Source organism: Anaerospora hongkongensis (genome assembly GCF_004339805.1).
GTDB classification, from domain to species: Bacteria; Bacillota; Negativicutes; order Sporomusales; family DSM-15969; genus Anaerospora; species Anaerospora hongkongensis.
Genome location: NZ_SLUI01000012.1, coordinates 77,616 through 95,116 on the forward strand (window position 1 = coordinate 77,616; position 17,501 = coordinate 95,116).

13 protein-coding genes and 1 other annotated feature (1 of these 14 only partly in view) are annotated in these 17,501 nt (G+C 50.2%); of the genes, 7 read left to right on the plus strand and 6 right to left on the minus strand.

Features of this window, described 5'->3' with window-relative positions; translation table 11 throughout:
• Positions 1–93 (plus strand) — a binding site (T-box leader); it begins 178 nt to the left of the window's first position.
• Between the two features lie 71 nt (positions 94–164).
• The 7 genes from EV210_RS16755 (at position 165) to EV210_RS16785 (ending at position 11,400) form a co-directional block, all read left to right on the plus strand.
• The gene (locus EV210_RS16755; RefSeq protein WP_132082512.1) at positions 165–734 is read left to right on the plus strand and encodes a tryptophan transporter; all 570 of its coding nucleotides are present in this window, start codon (positions 165–167) and stop codon (positions 732–734) included.
• On the plus strand, positions 731–1,612 hold the full coding sequence (locus EV210_RS16760; protein WP_132082513.1) for an energy-coupling factor ABC transporter ATP-binding protein: 882 nt from the start codon (positions 731–733) through the stop codon (positions 1,610–1,612). The genes EV210_RS16755 and EV210_RS16760 overlap by 4 nt, the downstream gene beginning before the upstream one ends.
• Positions 1,596–2,414, plus strand: a complete 819-nt coding sequence (locus EV210_RS16765) for an energy-coupling factor ABC transporter ATP-binding protein (RefSeq protein ID WP_132082514.1) — start codon at positions 1,596–1,598, stop codon at positions 2,412–2,414. The genes EV210_RS16760 and EV210_RS16765 overlap by 17 nt, the downstream gene beginning before the upstream one ends.
• Positions 2,411–3,079, plus strand: a complete 669-nt coding sequence (locus EV210_RS16770) for an energy-coupling factor transporter transmembrane component T family protein (RefSeq protein ID WP_132082515.1) — start codon at positions 2,411–2,413, stop codon at positions 3,077–3,079. Before EV210_RS16765 ends, EV210_RS16770 begins: the two co-directional genes overlap by 4 nt.
• A gap of 172 nt (positions 3,080–3,251) precedes the next feature.
• Positions 3,252–6,716, plus strand: a complete 3,465-nt coding sequence (addB, locus tag EV210_RS16775; protein WP_132082516.1) for a helicase-exonuclease AddAB subunit AddB — start codon at positions 3,252–3,254, stop codon at positions 6,714–6,716.
• Positions 6,713–10,462 (plus strand): helicase-exonuclease AddAB subunit AddA, encoded by a 3,750-nt coding sequence (gene addA, locus EV210_RS16780; RefSeq protein WP_132082517.1) that lies wholly within the window; start codon positions 6,713–6,715, stop codon positions 10,460–10,462. The genes addB and addA overlap by 4 nt, the downstream gene beginning before the upstream one ends.
• A gap of 11 nt (positions 10,463–10,473) precedes the next feature.
• Positions 10,474–11,400, plus strand: a complete 927-nt coding sequence (locus tag EV210_RS16785) for a cation diffusion facilitator family transporter (RefSeq protein WP_132082518.1) — start codon at positions 10,474–10,476, stop codon at positions 11,398–11,400.
• A 69-nt stretch (positions 11,401–11,469) separates the two neighbouring features.
• On the opposite strand, the gene EV210_RS16790 is transcribed toward EV210_RS16785, so the two are convergent.
• The 6 genes from EV210_RS16790 to EV210_RS16815 form a co-directional block, all read right to left on the minus strand.
• The gene (locus EV210_RS16790) at positions 11,470–12,495 is read right to left on the minus strand and encodes an adenosylcobinamide amidohydrolase (protein ID WP_132082519.1); all 1,026 of its coding nucleotides are present in this window, start codon (positions 12,493–12,495) and stop codon (positions 11,470–11,472) included.
• 26 nt (positions 12,496–12,521) lie between these two features.
• Entirely contained in the window at positions 12,522–13,295 is a 774-nt protein-coding gene (locus EV210_RS16795; protein WP_132082520.1) for an ABC transporter ATP-binding protein, read from the minus strand.
• The gene (locus EV210_RS16800; protein WP_132082521.1) at positions 13,292–14,311 is read right to left on the minus strand and encodes a FecCD family ABC transporter permease; all 1,020 of its coding nucleotides are present in this window, start codon (positions 14,309–14,311) and stop codon (positions 13,292–13,294) included. The genes EV210_RS16795 and EV210_RS16800 overlap by 4 nt, the downstream gene beginning before the upstream one ends.
• Positions 14,308–15,204, minus strand: coding sequence for an ABC transporter substrate-binding protein (locus tag EV210_RS16805; RefSeq protein ID WP_132082522.1), 897 nt, complete (start codon positions 15,202–15,204; stop codon positions 14,308–14,310). The genes EV210_RS16800 and EV210_RS16805 overlap by 4 nt, the downstream gene beginning before the upstream one ends.
• Before the next feature lie 184 nt (positions 15,205–15,388).
• On the minus strand, positions 15,389–15,589 hold the full coding sequence (locus EV210_RS16810) for a hypothetical protein (RefSeq protein WP_132082523.1): 201 nt from the start codon (positions 15,587–15,589) through the stop codon (positions 15,389–15,391).
• 121 nt (positions 15,590–15,710) lie between these two features.
• Positions 15,711–17,402 carry a HAMP domain-containing methyl-accepting chemotaxis protein gene (locus EV210_RS16815; RefSeq protein WP_132082524.1) on the minus strand — a complete coding sequence of 564 codons (1,692 nt, stop codon included), beginning with the start codon at positions 17,400–17,402 and terminating at the stop codon, positions 15,711–15,713.
• Positions 17,403–17,501: the final 99 nt, after the last annotated feature.

Below are 17,501 nucleotides of genomic sequence, written 5' to 3' on the forward strand. Positions count from 1 at the left end.
ATGAACAGTATTCCTGTACTTTGACTGAGCAGGGTTGCTATTTTAGTAGCAGCCAAGCAGGGTGGCACCGCGGGTTAACCCCTCGTCCCTACTACTAGTTTAATTACTAGTGTAGGAACGAGGGGTTTTTTGATTTTAAAAAAACGATGAGGAGGCGTATGATAATGGAAAATAAACAGCAAGAACAAATGGTAACGTATACTCAGGCTCAGGGGGGGAATTACCGCTGGGTAACAGTAACTACCCTGCTGCTGGCTATTGGTGCAATTCTAAAACTGGTGACTCCCAGTGTTGGCGGTATTACACCGAATTGGATGATTGCCATGTATTGCATTGCTATTAATCTCACCAGACCCACACTCGGGCAGGCTGTTGGCATTGGCTTGGTTGCAGGGGCAGTACAAATTCCACTATCAAAATCAGCTTTTCCTTATGGCAATCTGCTGAGCGAGCCAGTGGGGGCTATTATATGCGCGCTAATTACCCATGCGGCCATGAACATGACGCTGGGCGGCTATAACCTGCGGCCGGCAGTAGCTACCTTCATCAGTACGGTAGCCAGCGGCCTTACCTTTATTACCATTATGAAACTGGTCCTGGCTTTGCCTATGTCGGTTTTTCTTTATGCAATGCTGCCGGTAGTATTTGCAGTAGCGGTAGTGAATATGATTCTTACGCAGCTACTTTATTTTCCCGCACAAAAATTATTTAATTCCCGGGGGAAGAGCGAATGACAGCAATAGTATTTGACCATTTCTCCTATGCTTATTCTACGGGCGCGCCTGTCTTGAATGATATTGTCCTCACTATCCCCGCCGGGGCGTTTGCGGTTGTTACCGGTCCGGAAGGAGCCGGCAAAACTACGTTTTGCCTGGCCGTGGCAGGGGCGGTACCCCAATATTTTGGCGGACGTATGGCCGGAAGCGTGAGGGTAGGCGGGATAAAGACGACTGAGATTAGCATGGCCGATTTAGCCGGAACGGTAGGAACGGTTCTGGCCGATTACGAAAGCCAGCTGGTTGCGCTGACAGTAGCGGAAGAAGTTGCTTTCGGGCTGGAAAACCGGGGAGTACCGCGGCAGGAGATCGCCGGGAGAGTGCTCCAGGCTTTGGCAATGGTCGGGTTATCCGGCAAGGAGGAACAAGAAGTTGCCGGGCTGTCCGGCGGACAGCGGCAGCGATTGGCGGTTGCCAGCATTCTGGTAACAGAACCGGAGATTATTGTGCTCGATGAACCGGCATCAGCCCTCGATCCGGAGGGAACGCTGGAGCTATACCGGCTGCTAGGCGACTTGAACAAAAATCATGGCAAAACGATTGTTGTTGTTGAACATCAGTTAACGAATATTTTGCCCTATGCAACGCAGCTTATAGTGATGGAGAATGGCTCAATTGCCTTGAACGGCACGGTTACACAAACCTTGACCGCCATGGTTGACTGTCAGCTCTACGCAGAGGCTGTGCCGACATTATGGAAACTAAAGTTTATGCTGGAAAAAAAGGCGAAAACCCAGTTAGGCGACTGGACCTCACCTGGTGAGGCTGCCGCACAAATTCGGCAATTATTGGCGTTTGAACAGAAGGGAGTGGCCCGAAGTGCTCGAACTGCGTGAAGTCACCTTTGGCTATAACCATAAGCAGCCTGTGCTGAAAAATGTCAGTATGCATGTGGCAGCAGGCGAGTTTCTCGCAATTGCCGGACGCAATGGCAGCGGCAAAACCACCGTTACCCGTTTGCTGACGGCCTTAAAGAAACCAAGCGCAGGCAGTGTGCTGCTTAATGGCGAAAATACGGCTGCCTTTTCACCGGCTGACATGGCCCGGCATATCGGTTATGTTTTTCAAAATCCCGACAGGCAGATTTTTCGCGATACTGTAGCTCATGAAGCTGCTTTTGGGCCTGAGCAATTAGGTTTTTCACCGGAGGAGATAAAGCACTCTGTTGACAGGGCGCTGTCCTTAACCGGTTTGACGGAGCTGGCGGGAGCCTATCCGCCAACCTTATCGAAAGGACAAAAGCAGCGCCTGACGATTGCCTCAGCGCTGGCAATGCAGCCTAAGCTGCTGATCCTGGATGAGCCTACAAGTGGTCAGGACAGCTGTGAGCGGCAAAAGCTTCTGGATTTGCTGCTGCAGCTGAATTCGCAAGGAATGGCGATTATTTTGGTCACACATGATATGGAAGTTATCGCCCGTTATCCGCAGCGGGTCATTGTCATGGCCGAAGGGGAAAAAGTATTTGACAATACCCCCCGGCATTTGTTCAGCGGTAACTATCCGGTTACCGAATGGAGTTTGGATTATCCTCAGGCAGTTGCTATCAGTCTGGAAGTCTTTCCAGGTGAAGAATGTGTTATGTCCATAGATGAGTTATATCAGAAACTTCAAACCAAGCTGGGAGGTGACCGGCAGTGAACAAAGCTGCACCATTAACTAAGCTCATATTGACCCTGGCTGTTTCAATATGGTCTTTGCTGCTTTATACGGTTTCTGGTCTTGTTCTGCTGGTACTCGGTCAACTGGCACTTATTGTTCTGGCCGGAGCTTTGGCGAAAACAGCCAGGGCGCTGCTTGCGTTATCTGTATTCGCTGCAGCCCTGGCAGGCTTACAGTATCTTCTGGGCAGTGGAATTGAATTGTCTTTGGTTACCGGTTTGCGCATGATTTCGATGACAGAAGTTTTTCTGCTGCTGCTGGCGACTACCCGGATGCAGGATTTAACAGCTGCACTTGTCAGCCAATGCCGGGTTCCTTATGAATATGCATTTATGTTTACGGCAGCATTGCGCTTTGTACCTGATTTTATAGCAGAAAGCCGTGCAGTACAGGAAGCACAGGCCTGTAGAGGCTATTCTGCAAAAGGCAGCATCATCCGCCGCCTCACTTCCTACCTGGCTATTGTTGAGCCGTTGGTACTAAGGGCAGTGAGTCGATCAGAAACAATGGCGATGAGTCTTGCCCTCAGAGGCTTTGGTGGTACTGCGCGCAGTTTTACGGCCAATGTGTCACTAGGCAGCCGCGATTACGCTATGCTTGCGGTAATGGTACTGGTGACAGCGGGCCTGGTGATCGTGCGCTAAGGTCGTAAGCTGCGAAAACAAGGACTGCATTAGCAGTTTTTTATCATGGGAACGTTCATGCCGGCATATAGGATGCACGCTGGCAAGAACGTTCCTTTTTCACGCTGGGAGAGGAAAATGTATGTTCGGGGTCAAATATAGCAAATAACGCGTAACTGAGGAGGGTTCCATTTTGGCGCTTAACCTTATACTGGGGAGAGTTGGCTCAGGCAAAACCAGTGTTTGCTTTGAGCAGATCATAGATGAACTTAATACCGCGCCTGAAGGCGCACCGCTCATTTTGCTAGTACCGGAGCAGGCGACTTTTCAAGCGGAGCGGCTGCTGGCCGCCCAGGCGAAAGGTGGCGGCTTTACCCGGGCGCATGTTCTGGGGTTCCGCCGTTTGGCTCATAAAGTATTGTTGGAAAATGGCGGCGGGGCAAGACCAAGAATTACTGATTTAGGTAAGCGGCTAGTTCTCAGGCGGCTGCTCATTAAACATCAGGAAGAACTGAAAATACTGGGCAGGGCGGCACGGCAGCGCACTTTTGCTGAGACACTGGCCAGTGCAATCTGGGAGTTTAAAACTTTCTGTGTTTCACCTGAACGGTTAGTGGAAATGGAAGATTTACTTGGACAAGCTCCGCTGGCAGCCAAGGTTCATGACCTGGGGTTGTTATACCAACGGTTCGAAGAATTTTTGGAGGGGCGGTATACCGATCCGGAAGATACATTGACAATGCTTGCAGACAGGATTCCCAGCGCCGGCCTCATCAGGGGGGCCCGAATTTGGATAGACGGATTTCACTGGTTTACCCCACAGGAGTACCAGGTGTTGTCCGCTCTCATGAGCGCTGCCAGCGACATTACTGTCAGCTTGTGCCTGGAAAATCCCAATTCGGCAGAGCACAAAGAAGAAACTGCGTTGTTTCACCGGCAGCATCACACGTACCGGGAGCTTGTGAAGCTTGGTGCAAGCCACGGTCTGACAAGGACAGAGCAGCAGCTGGTGCCGGGAAAACGGTTTACTGCCGCTCCGGTACTGGGGTTTCTGGAAGAGCAGATTGCTGCACCGCAGCCTTGTGAATGGCCGGGCGAGGCAAGTGCCATAGTCGTAGCGGAAGCGGCTAACCGGCGGATGGAAGCAGAAGGAATTGCCCGGGAAATCATCCGGTTGTGCCGTGACCGGCACTATCGCTGGCGTGATATTGCTGTTTTAGTACGCGATAGTGAAAGCTATAGCGAAATTTTGGAAATGGTGCTGACCGATTACGATATCCCGTATTTTAGTGACCGCCGCCGTCCGGCAGTGCATCATCCCCTTGCGGAACTGATTCGTTCGGCCCTGGAAGTGGTTTGCGAGAATTGGCAGTATGACCCGTTGTTCCGTTGCTTAAAAACCGGGTTATTTCCATTAAAACGGAGTGAAATTGATATTCTGGAAAATTACTGTCTAGAATTCGGACTGAAAGGCAGCCGGTGGACTGATGACAGACCATGGACGTTTGTCCGTCGTTTATCACTGGACGAAGATAGTGATGTCAGTGAAGTACAGCAGCAATATCTGGATGAAGTAAATACCATCCGCGCTGCTGTTACCCAGCCTTTATTGCAATTTCAGGAACAGGTAAAAGCAGCTGTAACCGTAATTGAGTATACTACAGCTGTTTATCAGCTTCTAGTGGAGTTGGGAGTACCGGAAAAGCTGGAAAGATGGGCCGTCCAGGCTGAAGAAAAGAAAGACCTCGATCAAGGGCGCGAACACCGTCAATTATGGGAAAGCGTAATTAATCTGCTGGATCAGCTGGTGGAAGCCTGCGGCGAAGAACCGATGACGCTGCAGGAATATGCGCAAATTGCCGGTGAAGGCTTGGAAGGGCTGGCGCTTAATTTAATCCCGCCAGGCCTTGATTATGTAACGGTATCGACACTGGAACGCAGCCGGACACTGGAAGCTAAGGCTGTTTTTGTGCCGGGTGTCAATGATGGCGTGTTGCCGCAGCGGGGCAGGGAAGAAGGCCTGTTAAGCGATGGTGAACGGGAGCTTCTGGCTAATTGCGGTGTAGAATTGGCACCTGGTTCTATGCCCGATGTTTTTCATGAACAATTTATTGTGTATTGGGCACTTACCAGGGCAAGCCGGTACCTTTGGGTGAGCTATCCGTTAGCAGATGCCGAAGGCAAAGCACTGGAGCCTTCGCCGGTCATTGGCAGGCTGAAGCGGCTGAAGGCCGTGGGAAGCTGGCGCACACTGCCGATAGAGACACCGGAAGGCGCTGAAAGAGAATATATCGTTCACCCCCGCCGCAGTCTGTCAGCGATGGCAGGTGGGTTGAGAGCTGCATTAACCGGCGGGCAGCCAAATCCGGTGTGGTGGCAGGTGTATAATTGGGCGCAGAAAAATCCCGCTATGCAGGACGGGATGCGTCAGGCAATTGCCGGGCTGTTTCATCGAAATCAGGCTGCAGCATTGCCAGAGGGAGTAGCCCGCCGCCTGTACTGCAAACAAGGAAAACTGAGAGGCAGTGTTACCCGTTTTGAAGGATACCGGGCGTGTCCTTTTCAATATTTTTCCCAGTATGGCTTAGCGCTTAAGCCGCGGGCTGTTTTTCGGCTAGAGGCCCCAGATTTTGGACAGTTCCTGCATGCCGTTTTAAAAGCCTTCGGTGACAGTCTGGCAGCTGAAGGGCTGAGGTGGCAAGACTTATCTTCCGTCGAAGCAGCTAAGCGATGCCGGGAGATCACAGAGCAGCTGGCCCCAAAGCTGCAAAACGAAATTTTGCTAAGCTCCCGTCAGTACCAGCATATTAAATCCCGTCTCGACCGGACAGTAGAACGCTCGGTGGGACAATTGATGAACTTTGACGGTGCCAGTGCTTTTAAGCCTGCCGTATTTGAGCAGTCTTTTGGCCGGTCGGGTTCGGACTGGCCGCCACTGACTTTTACACTGGCAGATGGTACGATCGTAGAACTGGCAGGTCAGATTGACAGGCTTGATCAGGCGCAGCATGACGGACAGACCTATATTCTGGTCATTGATTACAAATCCGGCGGTGCCTGGGTAAAGCTAGCGGATGTATATTATGGATTAAAGCTGCAGCTGCTGACGTATCTTCTGGTAGCTTGTCAGGCCGCCGGGCCGCTGCTGGGAGGCGGCGACCTGATTCCGGCAGGAGCCTTATATTACTTTCTGAAAAACCCCAAGGTGTCTGGAAAGCGCCCAATGAGTGAAGCGGAAATTGCGAAGGCAATCAGCAGCCAGCTTAAAATGCCCGGCTGGGTACTTGCAGAGCCGGCAGTGGTAAAACTGCTGGATACCAGCATCGATGGCTGGTCGCAATATATCCGGGTGTGGCTGAAAAATGAAAAGTTCCGCGCTGATAACTGGAGTACCCTAAAAACCGGCGAACAATTCTCTCTGCTTTTAGGGCATGTACACCAGCTGCTGCAAGAAACAGCTGCCAATATTATCAGTGGTCATATTGCTATCGAACCTTACAATTTGAAGGACCGCACACCCTGCAGCTATTGCGAATTTAAACCGGTCTGTCAGTTTGACGCGTTACTGCCGGATAATGTATTCCGTGTACTTACCGATATGGAAGATGAAGAGGCTTTAATGCGTTTGGCTGGAATCGAAGGGGGTGAGACGCTGTGAGCTGGTCAGCGGAACAACATCAGGCTATTTACAGCCGCAACCAAAATTTACTCGTAGCCGCTGCTGCCGGATCAGGAAAAACTTCCGTTCTGGTAGAGCGTATTATCCAGCGTTTATTAGATAAACAAAATCCGGTTGATATTACCCAGTTGCTGGTTGTTACCTTTACGAAGGCGGCAGCCGCTGAAATGAGGACCCGTGTAGGCAATGCGCTAACTGCCGCGCTGGCAGCAGGTGATAACAGACAGCATATTGAGCGGCAATTGCTGCTGCTTAATGCAGCTTCTATATCAACACTTCATTCTTTTTGCCAGTCAATAGTCAGGCAGTACTTTTACCGGCTTGATCTCGATCCGGCATTTCGTCTGGCTGGTGAAGCAGAGATCAAATTATTACAGTTTGACGTAATGGACAAATTGTTCGGTGAGCGCTATGAGACTGGGGATGAAGCATTTTATCGCCTTATTGAGCATTATGGCGGTGAACGCGATGATGTGGCTCTTGCCGGTTTGATACTAAAATTGTACAACTTTGCCCGCAGCCACCCCTGGCCTGAACACTGGCTGCGTCAACTGCCAACGGCTTTTATTGCAGTTGAGCCAGCTTCTATTGATGCAACGGTTTGGTCCCAGCTTATTAGGGAGAAAATCGGTTTTGAACTGGAGCAGGCGCTGGCGCATTACGAAGTAATGCTGTCCGAGTTGGCTAAACCAGGTCAGCCGGAAGCTTATCAGCCTGTTTTGGAAAACGATGTAAGGCAGTTAACGGCAGTGTTAGCGGCTGCCAAGTCCGGCTGGCAGCACCTGGCGGAAGCTCTCAGCCACTGTAAGTTCGAAGAATTGCCGCGTAAGAAACAGCCCGGAGTAAGTGATGAGGCGAAAGAGTTTCAGCAAAATGGCCGAAAACGGGCGAAGGCCCTGATAAAGAAGACGAGTGAGCTGTATTTTTCCGCTACTCAGGCGGAATTACTTGCCGATATGGCAGCAGCCGGTCCGGTTGTTCAAGATTTAATTGATTTAACGCTGGCTTATCAGGAGGCCTTTCAACAGGCAAAAGCCAGTAAAGGCCTGCTTGACTTTCACGATCTGGAGCATTTTTGCCTTAGAGTTCTGCTTGATCCTGCCGCAACACCGGAGCAGGTTCTGCCATCGCCGGTAGCACAGGACATGCAGAGCAAGTATGTTGAGGTTATGGTGGATGAATATCAGGATACCAATGGTGTCCAGGAGACCATTCTCCAGCTGGTAGCGCGCAGTGACAACCGATTTATGGTCGGCGATGTGAAGCAGAGTATTTACCGTTTCAGGCTGGCAGAGCCGGGTCTGTTTATGAATAAATATAATTGTTATCCACTTGAGGACACAGGGCGGCAAAGGCGCATTGATCTTTCCCAGAACTTTCGCAGTCAGGCTGGCGTACTGCATGCGGTTAACTTTCTCTTTAAACAAGTAATGACGAAAAATGCTGCTGAAATGGATTATGGTGAAAAGGAGTACTTAAATGCCGGTTTAGTTTATCCGGCAACAAAGGACAGGGTGCTGTCCGACACGGTTGAGGTTCATCTGATCGACAGGGATGGCGGCGGAGAAACGGCAGAAGAGCAAGGCGAGGAAGCAGAAAGTGCGGCAGAGGCGAAAAGTGATAAGCCTGTGGAGAATAAAAAAGAACTAAGCCGTTTTGAGCAGGAAGCCTGGCTGATTGCCAGGCGTATGCTGGAGTTAAAGCAGCAAGGGTACCTGGTTTATGATAAAGGAGCAGGCTGGCGACCGCTGCTATGGCGGGACATGGTAGTGCTGCTGCGGGCCGTTTCTGGCAAAGCGGCTATCTTGCTGGAGGCACTGCGTTATTTTGGCATTCCTGCCTATGCCGAGCAGGATTCCGGCTATTTTCAGGCAACAGAAGTGCAGATCATGCTTTCGCTGCTTAACGTTATTGATAATCCCCGTCAGGATATCCATTTAGCTGCAGTGCTGCGTTCACCGCTGGTCGGTCTTTCGGCGGCTGCTTTAGCAGAAATCCGGCTGGCCGACGGTGGTGACCTCTGGAATGCAGTTACTAGCTATTGCCAAGCTGAGCAAAGTGATGAGGAGCGTGCGCGGGTAACCGGATTTTTACACCAGCTGCGCCAATGGCGCAGTTTCGCCAGACGGCGTGGTGTAGCGGAATTGATTTGGCGTCTTTACCGCGATACCGGCTTTTATGATTACGCAGGCGGTATGGCGGGAGGGACTATCCGGCAGGCAAATTTACAGGCCCTTTATGACCGGGCCCGCCAGTTTGAGGCGACGAACTTTCGCGGTCTGTTTCGTTTCCTACGCTTCCTTGACCGGCTTTTAGATGATGGTTCAGATATGGCCGTTGCCCGGGCGCTGGGTGAAGGGGAAGATGTCGTACGGATTATGAGTATCCATAAAAGTAAAGGGCTGGAATTTCCGGTAGTGTTTGTGGCTGATCTAGGGAAGGAATTTAACCTACGGGATACGCGGGAAGCGATCTTGCTGCATAAAAGCCTTGGCATCGGGCCTTATCGCTATCATCCTGAGCAGCGATTCCAGCATCCGACGCTGGCTTGGCATGGGATCAGTCACCGTCTGGTTATGGAGACCAAAGCCGAAGAACTGCGAATCCTCTATGTTGCTTTAACGCGGGCGCGGGAGAAACTGATCCTGGTCGGAGCAGCGGCGGAAATGGCCGAGAAATGTGCTCAATGGTGCCGCTACACCGGACGGTTGGCAGCAGCATTACCTGATGCGCAGATCGCTACGGCAAAAACATATCTTGACTGGCTGATGCCCGCTATTGCCCGCCACCCCGATGGTGAGCCTGTGCGCCGGTACGGAGGGCATGAAGGAGAACCGGCAGGGGAGCTGGCTGCCGATTTCAGCCGGTGGGATATCCGTATTTACCGCCCGGCGGATCTTGACGGACTGCAGGGTGAAACAAACGAGCGTCATCCCTGGCTGGACCTAGTGGAGCGACTGGAACCTGTGCCTGCTGACGACAGTTCCGAGTGGGTCTTTCCTGCACTTAACTGGCAGTATGGCCATGAAAATGCACTGGGGATACCGGCTAAGCTGTCGGTAACGGAAATTAAGCGCCGCATTGAAACAACAGGGGAAGATGCAAGCCAAGCCTGGCAGCAGCCTCCGGTCATTGCCCGTCCCCGTTTTATTCAAAATAAAAGTACAAAATTGAACGGCGCGGAAATTGGGACAATTATGCATACCGTCATGCAGCAGGTAGACTGGCAACGCGATATTACGCCGGCTGGTATTGCCAGTCAGGTGCAGGAATTGGTGAACAAAGAGATTTTACTTATTGAAGAGGTTTCCGCAGTAGATACCCAGGCTGTGAGTGCATTTTTCTCCTCCGGGCTGGGACAGCGGCTGATCCGATCGGCCTGGTCCAAACGAGAAATGGCCTTTAGCTTACTGGTGCCGGCTGAGGATTTTTATGGAGAAATGCAGGGCGAAGACGAAAAGATATTTATTCAGGGGATAGTAGACTGTATCTTTGATGATGGTGATGGACTGGTGTTGATTGATTATAAAACTGACCGTGTAAAGGCGGGGCAGGAGCTGGCCGGTAAGTACGCCACACAGCTTCGCTTGTATGCTCAGGCTGTTGCAACGATACTGGAGAGACCAGTAAAAGAAACGTATCTGTATGTTTTCAGCACAAGTGAGGTTATTGCGGTTGATGTTCATGAGCAAACTAGTAACAGAAAACAGTCAGCGGGAATATAAGGAGAATCATCATGCATGATCATTCGCACCACAGCCATAACCATTTGCATAGCCATTCTCATGGAGAAGAGCCGGGCAACAAACGGGCGCTAATCATATCCCTGTTTGTTACGGCAGGCATTATGATCCTGGAGTTTCTGGGCGGATTGTTTACAAACAGTCTTGCTCTTCTGTCCGATGCCGGGCATATGCTAAGTGATACAGGATCGCTTGCGCTTAGCTTAGCTGCCGTCTATCTGGCGGCCAAGCCGCTTTCTTCCCAGAAAACATATGGCTATTATCGTTTTGAAATACTGGCGGCGCTGGCGAACGGCGTGACTTTATTTGCGATTGCCGGAATAATTATCTGGGAGGCGGCAGAGCGTTTTTCGGCTCCTCCGCCGGTCAACAGTACGTATATGATGGGAATTGCGCTGATTGGCTTACTGGCAAACCTTTTAAGTGCCTGGACTTTGCACAGTCACGGTGATGTAGAGGAGAATATCAATCTCAAAAGTGCTTATCTGCATGTTTTAGGAGATGCACTGGGCTCAGTCGGAGCAATAGGTGCCGGACTCCTAATGTATTTCTTCGGCTGGTATACGGCTGACCCGATTATCAGTGTACTGGTAGCGCTGCTAATTTTGCGAGGGGCATGGCGGGTGATTGACGATGCGGTTCACATCCTGCTTGAGGGGACACCGCCAACGCTTGACTGGGAGCAAGTAAAGGCAGCGCTGACAAACTTAGCAGGGGTGAAGGAAGTACATGATCTGCATATCTGGACTATTACTTCCGGCAGGGATTCGCTGACTTGCCATTTGCTGGTTGAGAAAGATGTGGATACTCAAGTACTATTACAGCAAGCCATATGCCTGCTGGAAGAACAATTCCGCATCAAGCATGCCACTATTCAGATTGAGACAGAAGATTTTCATCATCATTCCTGTGAAATATAGCCAGAATAAATAACAAAAAGCTGTTTCCGGCATTAGCTGGAAACAGCTTTTTGTTTAGGACTTTTCTAATTAATATTCGGGGAAATTTTCTCCATTCGTTCCGTCCGACAAGTGAAGCTCCTGCCTGAGGGCACTGATTTTTGTCCGCAGCGCTACTGATAAGGACAAGCCAAGTGGCTGCAAAGACGGTGTTTCCAGATAGGAAAGGAACTGATACAGTTCGGATATCCCCAGCAGGCCCCAGCAATATTCCTGCCAGGCACAGTGGCTCATTGCCAGTAATAGACGGGCCTGGCCGGAGTCGGGTATTGAATCGGCGCGGCTGTCTGCTGCCAGCTCAAGCCGCCTGATGCGTTCTTGTATCGAACCCTGGCGGCGGGGGTCGATCCTGCACTGCAGTGCCAAAGCTTGCTTAATTGCCGATTTTGCTGTTCTGGATAATAGCTCCCCCAGTTTGGACTGAGTGCCTGCGTCAGTGCAAGCCAGTGTGGAAGAGGGATCGGTAGCAAAAATGATGCCATCCGTGCCGGTTCCGGTAGCGCTTCCCTGGGTGCAGCAGCTTTGGACCGCAAGCTCCTGGAGAGTTGCCGTTTTCGCTTCGGTAATGGTTACTAGTGCTTTTGCCATGGTGCCGTGAGCCAGTTTGGCATTGGTAAATGCCAGGATGTTGATGGTGCCGCCCACAGGGTGATAGCGGCCGTTATCTTCATAATAGCAGGCAGGCTCACCTGCACGGGCGGCATTTTGGTCAACTCCGGCAGTAGCCAGGGTTTCTACTGTTAGATTCTGGTAACTCAAGGCTTGATAACCCCGGCAGTGCATTTCGGCACTAGTCAGCAGCCCAGTGGTGCAATCCCGGTTCAGCTTGCGTTCTGCTGCTACTAACGCCAAATAGTTCTCTAAATTGCCACCGGGCAAGTCTGCCTCTGAATTGACGAATAGGCTCAGGCGATGGTTAAAGACCGCTTCAGCCATCAGGTAACCGCCGTTATATAATGACGTGCTTAAAGTCAGTCGGGGAGCAGGAAATCTGCAAATGATGGAATGTTCATCGGCAAACAGTGTCCCGCCGGTTTTTAGCAGTTGGCTGGTCATTCCCCTTCCTCCTTTTTCAGCAATTGTTACTCCGTAATATTAGGCCGGACATAAGTGGCTGCTGCATCGCAATGCAGCGTAAATTCCATATCATACAGACTCCGCAGATTTTCGGCGGTCGCAACACCGGGGCTGCTGCCGTAAGCGAGTATTTGCCCCTTTTTTAATAACAGCAAATCGGTGCTGAATTGCATTGCCAGGTTAATATCATGCATAACAGCGATAACGGCCATGTCTTTCGTTATGGCCAGCTTTTTGATTAAATGGAGAATGCTGAATTGATTAGAAACGTCGAGATGAGAAGTTGGTTCGTCCAGCAATAGCAGCTTGGGCTGCTGAGCCAATGCCCGGGCAATAATAATTTTTTGCCGCTCACCCTGGCTTAATTCACTGCATGAGCGAAAGCGCTTGTCCCATACTCCTGCTTCCTGCATAGCGATTTGGACAATTTCATAGTCTTTCCGGGTAGGACCGGAAAAGCGGGGGATGTGCGGAAAGCGCCCCATTAAGACCATTTGCAGGACCGTGTACTCCTGCATGGCAACTTCTGAGCCGACAACGGCAATTTGTTGTGCCAGCTCGCGTCGGCTATAGTCGGTCAGAGCTTTGTTGTTGAGGCAAATTGTACCTGCAAGCGGTTTTAAGATGCCGGCAATTGCTTTTAATAAAGTGGATTTACCAGTTCCGTTTGGGGCAATAACACTGATAAACTGCCCCTCTTCGACCGTCAAAGTAATGTTATGCAGTATTGTTTTGGAATGATAACCAACATCTAAGGCGTGTATATCCAGAATGCTCATTGCTGTACTCTCCTGCCGGCGGTATATAATACATAGAGGAAAAACGGACTGCCAAACAAAGCCGTTACTACGCCTACAGGGATGCCGGACATGAGGGGGACCAGCCGGGTTAAACCATCGGCGACTAACAGAAAAACGGCACCAAAGACAGCACTAAGCGGTAATAGGACAAAATGCTCGGGACCCACCAATTTGCGGACAAGATGAGGAACAATCAACCCGATAAATCCGATAATGCCGCTCACCGAGACACAGGCTCCGGTCATTAAGGTAGTTGACACAAGCAGAAAAAGTTTTACTTTGTCTACATCTACACCTAAGAAGCGGGCTTCCTCATCACCTAAAGCCAGTATATCCAGATCACGGGCATACAAGAGGGCGGTCGTAAGACCTAACGCTACAATGACAAGAACGGGAAGCAGGCTGTCCATATAATTGGTCAGACTTCCCATCAGCCAGAATAAAATCATTTGCATTTGACCGGAATGCAAGGCCATTAGTGCACTTAATACTGCATTCAGCATGGCGCCGCAGGCAATACCGGCCAACAGCAGCTGTTGATCGGCCCGGATGTGGATGCTGCGCTGTCCGAAGAAATATACAAGAGTCAAGCTCAGAATTGCACCGGCAAAAGCCATGAATATCATGAATTCGGTGTGGCGGGTGACGATTGAGAGGGCTGCCCCAAGAGCTGCTCCGGACGAAACGCCCAATACAAAAGGATCAGCCAGTGGATTCTTAAACATCGTCTGAAAGCAGGCTCCTGAAACCGCTAATCCGCAGCCTACGATCATTGCCAGTGCTACCCGCTGCCAGCGGATATTCCAGATAATAATTTGTTCGGTAGAAGATATATCAGCAGTGCTCAGGCCGAACAGCTTGTGGACGATAACCGAAAACACTGCAGCAGCTGGTACTTCAGCCGTTCCGACTGTGAGCATATAGAGGGCTAGTGCCGCCAGCAGCAGAAGTGCCAGGCTGAGCAGCAGCAGCGGGCGAGTTAGTAATTGTTTCATTTTTTCTCCCGTTCTTTCATTTCCTGCGGATGCAGAATTTCTGCTAATTTAACTAAGCCGGTAAAACTGCGTGGCCCCGGACGCTGTAAAAGGTCGTCGGTAATGGAAAAAACCTGATTTGTTTTTACCGCCTGAATCGCGGCCAGGTTGGGATTGGTTATTACAGAGCGGATGTCTTCGCGGCTGTGGCTAAGCACAACATACACCTCAGGATTGTAAGCATAGAGCTGCTCGATATCGCAGGGCGTATAATCTACGTTTTTATCGGCTGAGACATTGATGCCGCCAGCCTGGGTAATCAGGTCGTGAATAAAAGACTGACGGCCTACAGTCAGGAGGGGAGTATCCCATACCTCTAAGAAAGTGCGCTTAGCCGGTGCTGTACCAACTTGACGCCGGACCTGGTCAAGCTGTCCTGCCAGCTCCTGATGGAGCTGGCGGCCCCGCGCCTCTTCACCAAGAGCTTCGCTGATGATGTCTATCGCGTTTAAAATTTCGGGAAGTGTTTTGGGCTCAACCGCTACAACCCGGATGCCTGCCTGTCGTAGAATTTGTATGTATTTCGCTTGGATATCTGTCATTGCAAATACCACGTCCGGTGCGAGGGACACAATCTTTTCCACGTCCGGTGCGTGGTAGCCACCAATCGTAGGTTTGGTTTTGGCTTCTTCCGGGTAGTCGGAATAGCTGGTTACACCTACAACCCGGTCGCCGGCGCCCAGAGCGAACACAATCTCCGTATTGCCTGGTGACATTGATACGATGCGCTGCGGTTTGCTGGTGAGCGCTGCTTGTTTCATGCGGTCCTGCTGTTTAGGCGCTAAGGCAGGTGCTAAAAACATGGCCGTAACCAGCAAGCCGGAAAGCAAATATAGCCACTTTTGTTTATTCATTACAACACCTCAATACAATACAAAACCCTCCCTGAGCATTCAGGAAGGGCAGAACGACCGGTTTATTGAAAAGCTGCCAATCCTCTTCCGGACTGCAAGTTCGGTGGAGTGGCGGAGCCGCCCAAGGGGCACCTATTCAGGCCTATTCAAATTGTTATAATAGTAGCATTTTTGTAAATCCTTGTCAATGAAGAGGCTTACCCTCTTCCAATTCGGCGATAGTTAGGTCGAGCAATTGATCCTCGGTTATTTCTTCCCCATCGCCGATAATAATTTCATGGTCGTCGTTGGAATCCAGATGCTTCTCGGCAGCTTTTATAACCGCTTCTTCATTAACGCTCTTGGCCAGCAGTTGCTTACACGAATGGCAGACGGCTATCAACATTTTTATCACCTCAGAAATTAGTTTGTCCGAAATGATAAGCTGTTACGCTCTACAAGTAATAAAGAAGAACGCACATCCTTGATAGAGTGCGTCCTTCTTGGTAACCGGTCTGCCAGCTGAATTATAGTGTAAAGCGTTTGATGGCGCCTTGCAAATCCTCGGACATTTTAGCGAGGGCTTCGCTGGAGGCAGCAATTTCCTGCATGGAGGCCGATTGTTCTTCCGTAGCAGCCGAGACACTTTGTGTCTGGCCGGAGGTATCTTTGCTGACGGCGTCAATTTCCCGTACTGCCGTTACTATCTGTTGGCTTCCGCTTGCCATCTGCTGAATGGCTGCGGAAATTTCCCTGACTTCGGCAGACATCTGCTCAATCAGGACAATGATATCCTTAAATGTTTTTCCTGTACTGTTGACAACTTCAGTGCCGACCTTAACCTCTCTTGTACCGGCCTCCATTGCCACAACTGCTTTATCAGTATCTACCTGAATTTCGCTAATAAGCGTAGCAATCTGCTTAGCCGCTTCTTGCGATTGTTCTGCGAGCTTGCGTACTTCTTCGGCTACTACGGCAAAGCCGCGGCCTTGTTCACCTGCCCGGGCCGCCTCGATAGCCGCATTCAGCGCCAGCAGATTGGTTTGGCCGGCAATGCCGGAAATGGTGTTTACAATTTGTCCGATTTCTTTGGAGCGGTCACCAAGCTTGGCAACGACTTGGGCTGAATGGGCTACTGTTGTCTCGATTGCATGCATTTGTGAAATAGCGGAGTTGACCGCTTCGCCGCCGCTGGTAGCTGCTTGCGCAGTCTGATCAGTGTTGGCGGCTACAATGTTTGTGTTTGCAGCAACTTGCTGAATGCTTGCTGATAGTTGCTCTACAACAGCTACGGTTTCATTGACCGCTGTTAATTGTTTCTCAGTACCTTTTGCGACGTTGGTGATAGACTGGGCTACCTGATCGGCGGCCTGAGCGGACTGCTCAGCACTGGCTGTCAGTTCTTCGGACGAAGCTGCTACCTGCTCGGCATTGGCCTGTACATTACGGACAACTTCCCGCAAGTTCGCAATCATTGCTTTGAAGGCTTTTTGTAAATCGCCGATTTCGTCATTGCGTTGTACTTCGACTTGTTGATTGAGATTGCCGGCGGCAATTTGCTGAGCAATTTGTAATAGCCCGTGTACAGGACGGGTAATTGCCCGGGAACTGAAAAAACCAATGGTAATTCCGAGAATAATAGAAAACATACTAATACCATTTGTGAGTGTTCTTGTGAAACTCATACTGTCCATAACATCAGCAAAGGTCTCCTGTATTTGCTTTTCCCGGTAGCTGGAATATTCTTCTGCCTTTTTTATGAGAGCCTGTCCTGCAGGTGTGAGTTCATCAGTAGCTACCTGTAAAGCTTCCTGGTCCTTGCCTGCTCTTTTTAAGGGAACCACTTTTTGTTCCGCAATAATTGTATAATTATCGTCCAGTGCTTTTAATTCGGCGAGGATCTTTTTTCCTTCCTCATTCACAGCCAGAGCGAATAATTCTTTTTCCAGTTTTTCATTATCATTTGATGCTTGCTTATAGCTGTCGAACATTTCCTGTTTGCCATTTAGTAAGAAACCGCGTATGCTGCTTGTTTCAACAACAGCATTAAACGCCACTTGGCTTGTTTTCATTAAGGTAGGAAGACTGCGTGTTTGAATTGCCTGTAAGTCCTCACTCACATGGCTCATTTTATACATCGTAATACCAGACCCTACTGCGCTTACCAGCACCACCAGTAAAAAGAACCCAATCGTTTTCATTCCTAAAGTCAGTTTCATCCTTTTGCCTCCTTGTTTTTTTGCGAATTAGGTACTGTAATTTGAGCAAATTAGTATATCCAAGCCCTGAAGGGCAGGGTATCGTTGGAGGCAAAAATG

Excerpts from the sequence above, each read along its gene's own strand:
- EV210_RS16790 (WP_132082519.1), bottom strand. The coding sequence starts at position 12,495 with ATGACCAGCCAACTGCTAAAAACCGGCGGGACACTGTTTGCCGATGAA.
- EV210_RS16805 (WP_132082522.1), bottom strand. The coding sequence starts at position 15,204 with ATGAATAAACAAAAGTGGCTATATTTGCTTTCCGGCTTGCTGGTTACG.
- EV210_RS16755 (WP_132082512.1), top strand. The coding sequence starts at position 165 with ATGGAAAATAAACAGCAAGAACAAATGGTAACGTATACTCAGGCTCAG.
- EV210_RS16815 (WP_132082524.1), bottom strand. The coding sequence starts at position 17,402 with ATGAAACTGACTTTAGGAATGAAAACGATTGGGTTCTTTTTACTGGTG.
- EV210_RS16800 (WP_132082521.1), bottom strand. The coding sequence starts at position 14,311 with ATGAAACAATTACTAACTCGCCCGCTGCTGCTGCTCAGCCTGGCACTT.
- EV210_RS16760 (WP_132082513.1), top strand. The coding sequence starts at position 731 with ATGACAGCAATAGTATTTGACCATTTCTCCTATGCTTATTCTACGGGC.
- EV210_RS16810 (WP_132082523.1), bottom strand. The coding sequence starts at position 15,589 with ATGTTGATAGCCGTCTGCCATTCGTGTAAGCAACTGCTGGCCAAGAGC.
- EV210_RS16785 (WP_132082518.1), top strand. The coding sequence starts at position 10,474 with ATGCATGATCATTCGCACCACAGCCATAACCATTTGCATAGCCATTCT.
- EV210_RS16795 (WP_132082520.1), bottom strand. The coding sequence starts at position 13,295 with ATGAGCATTCTGGATATACACGCCTTAGATGTTGGTTATCATTCCAAA.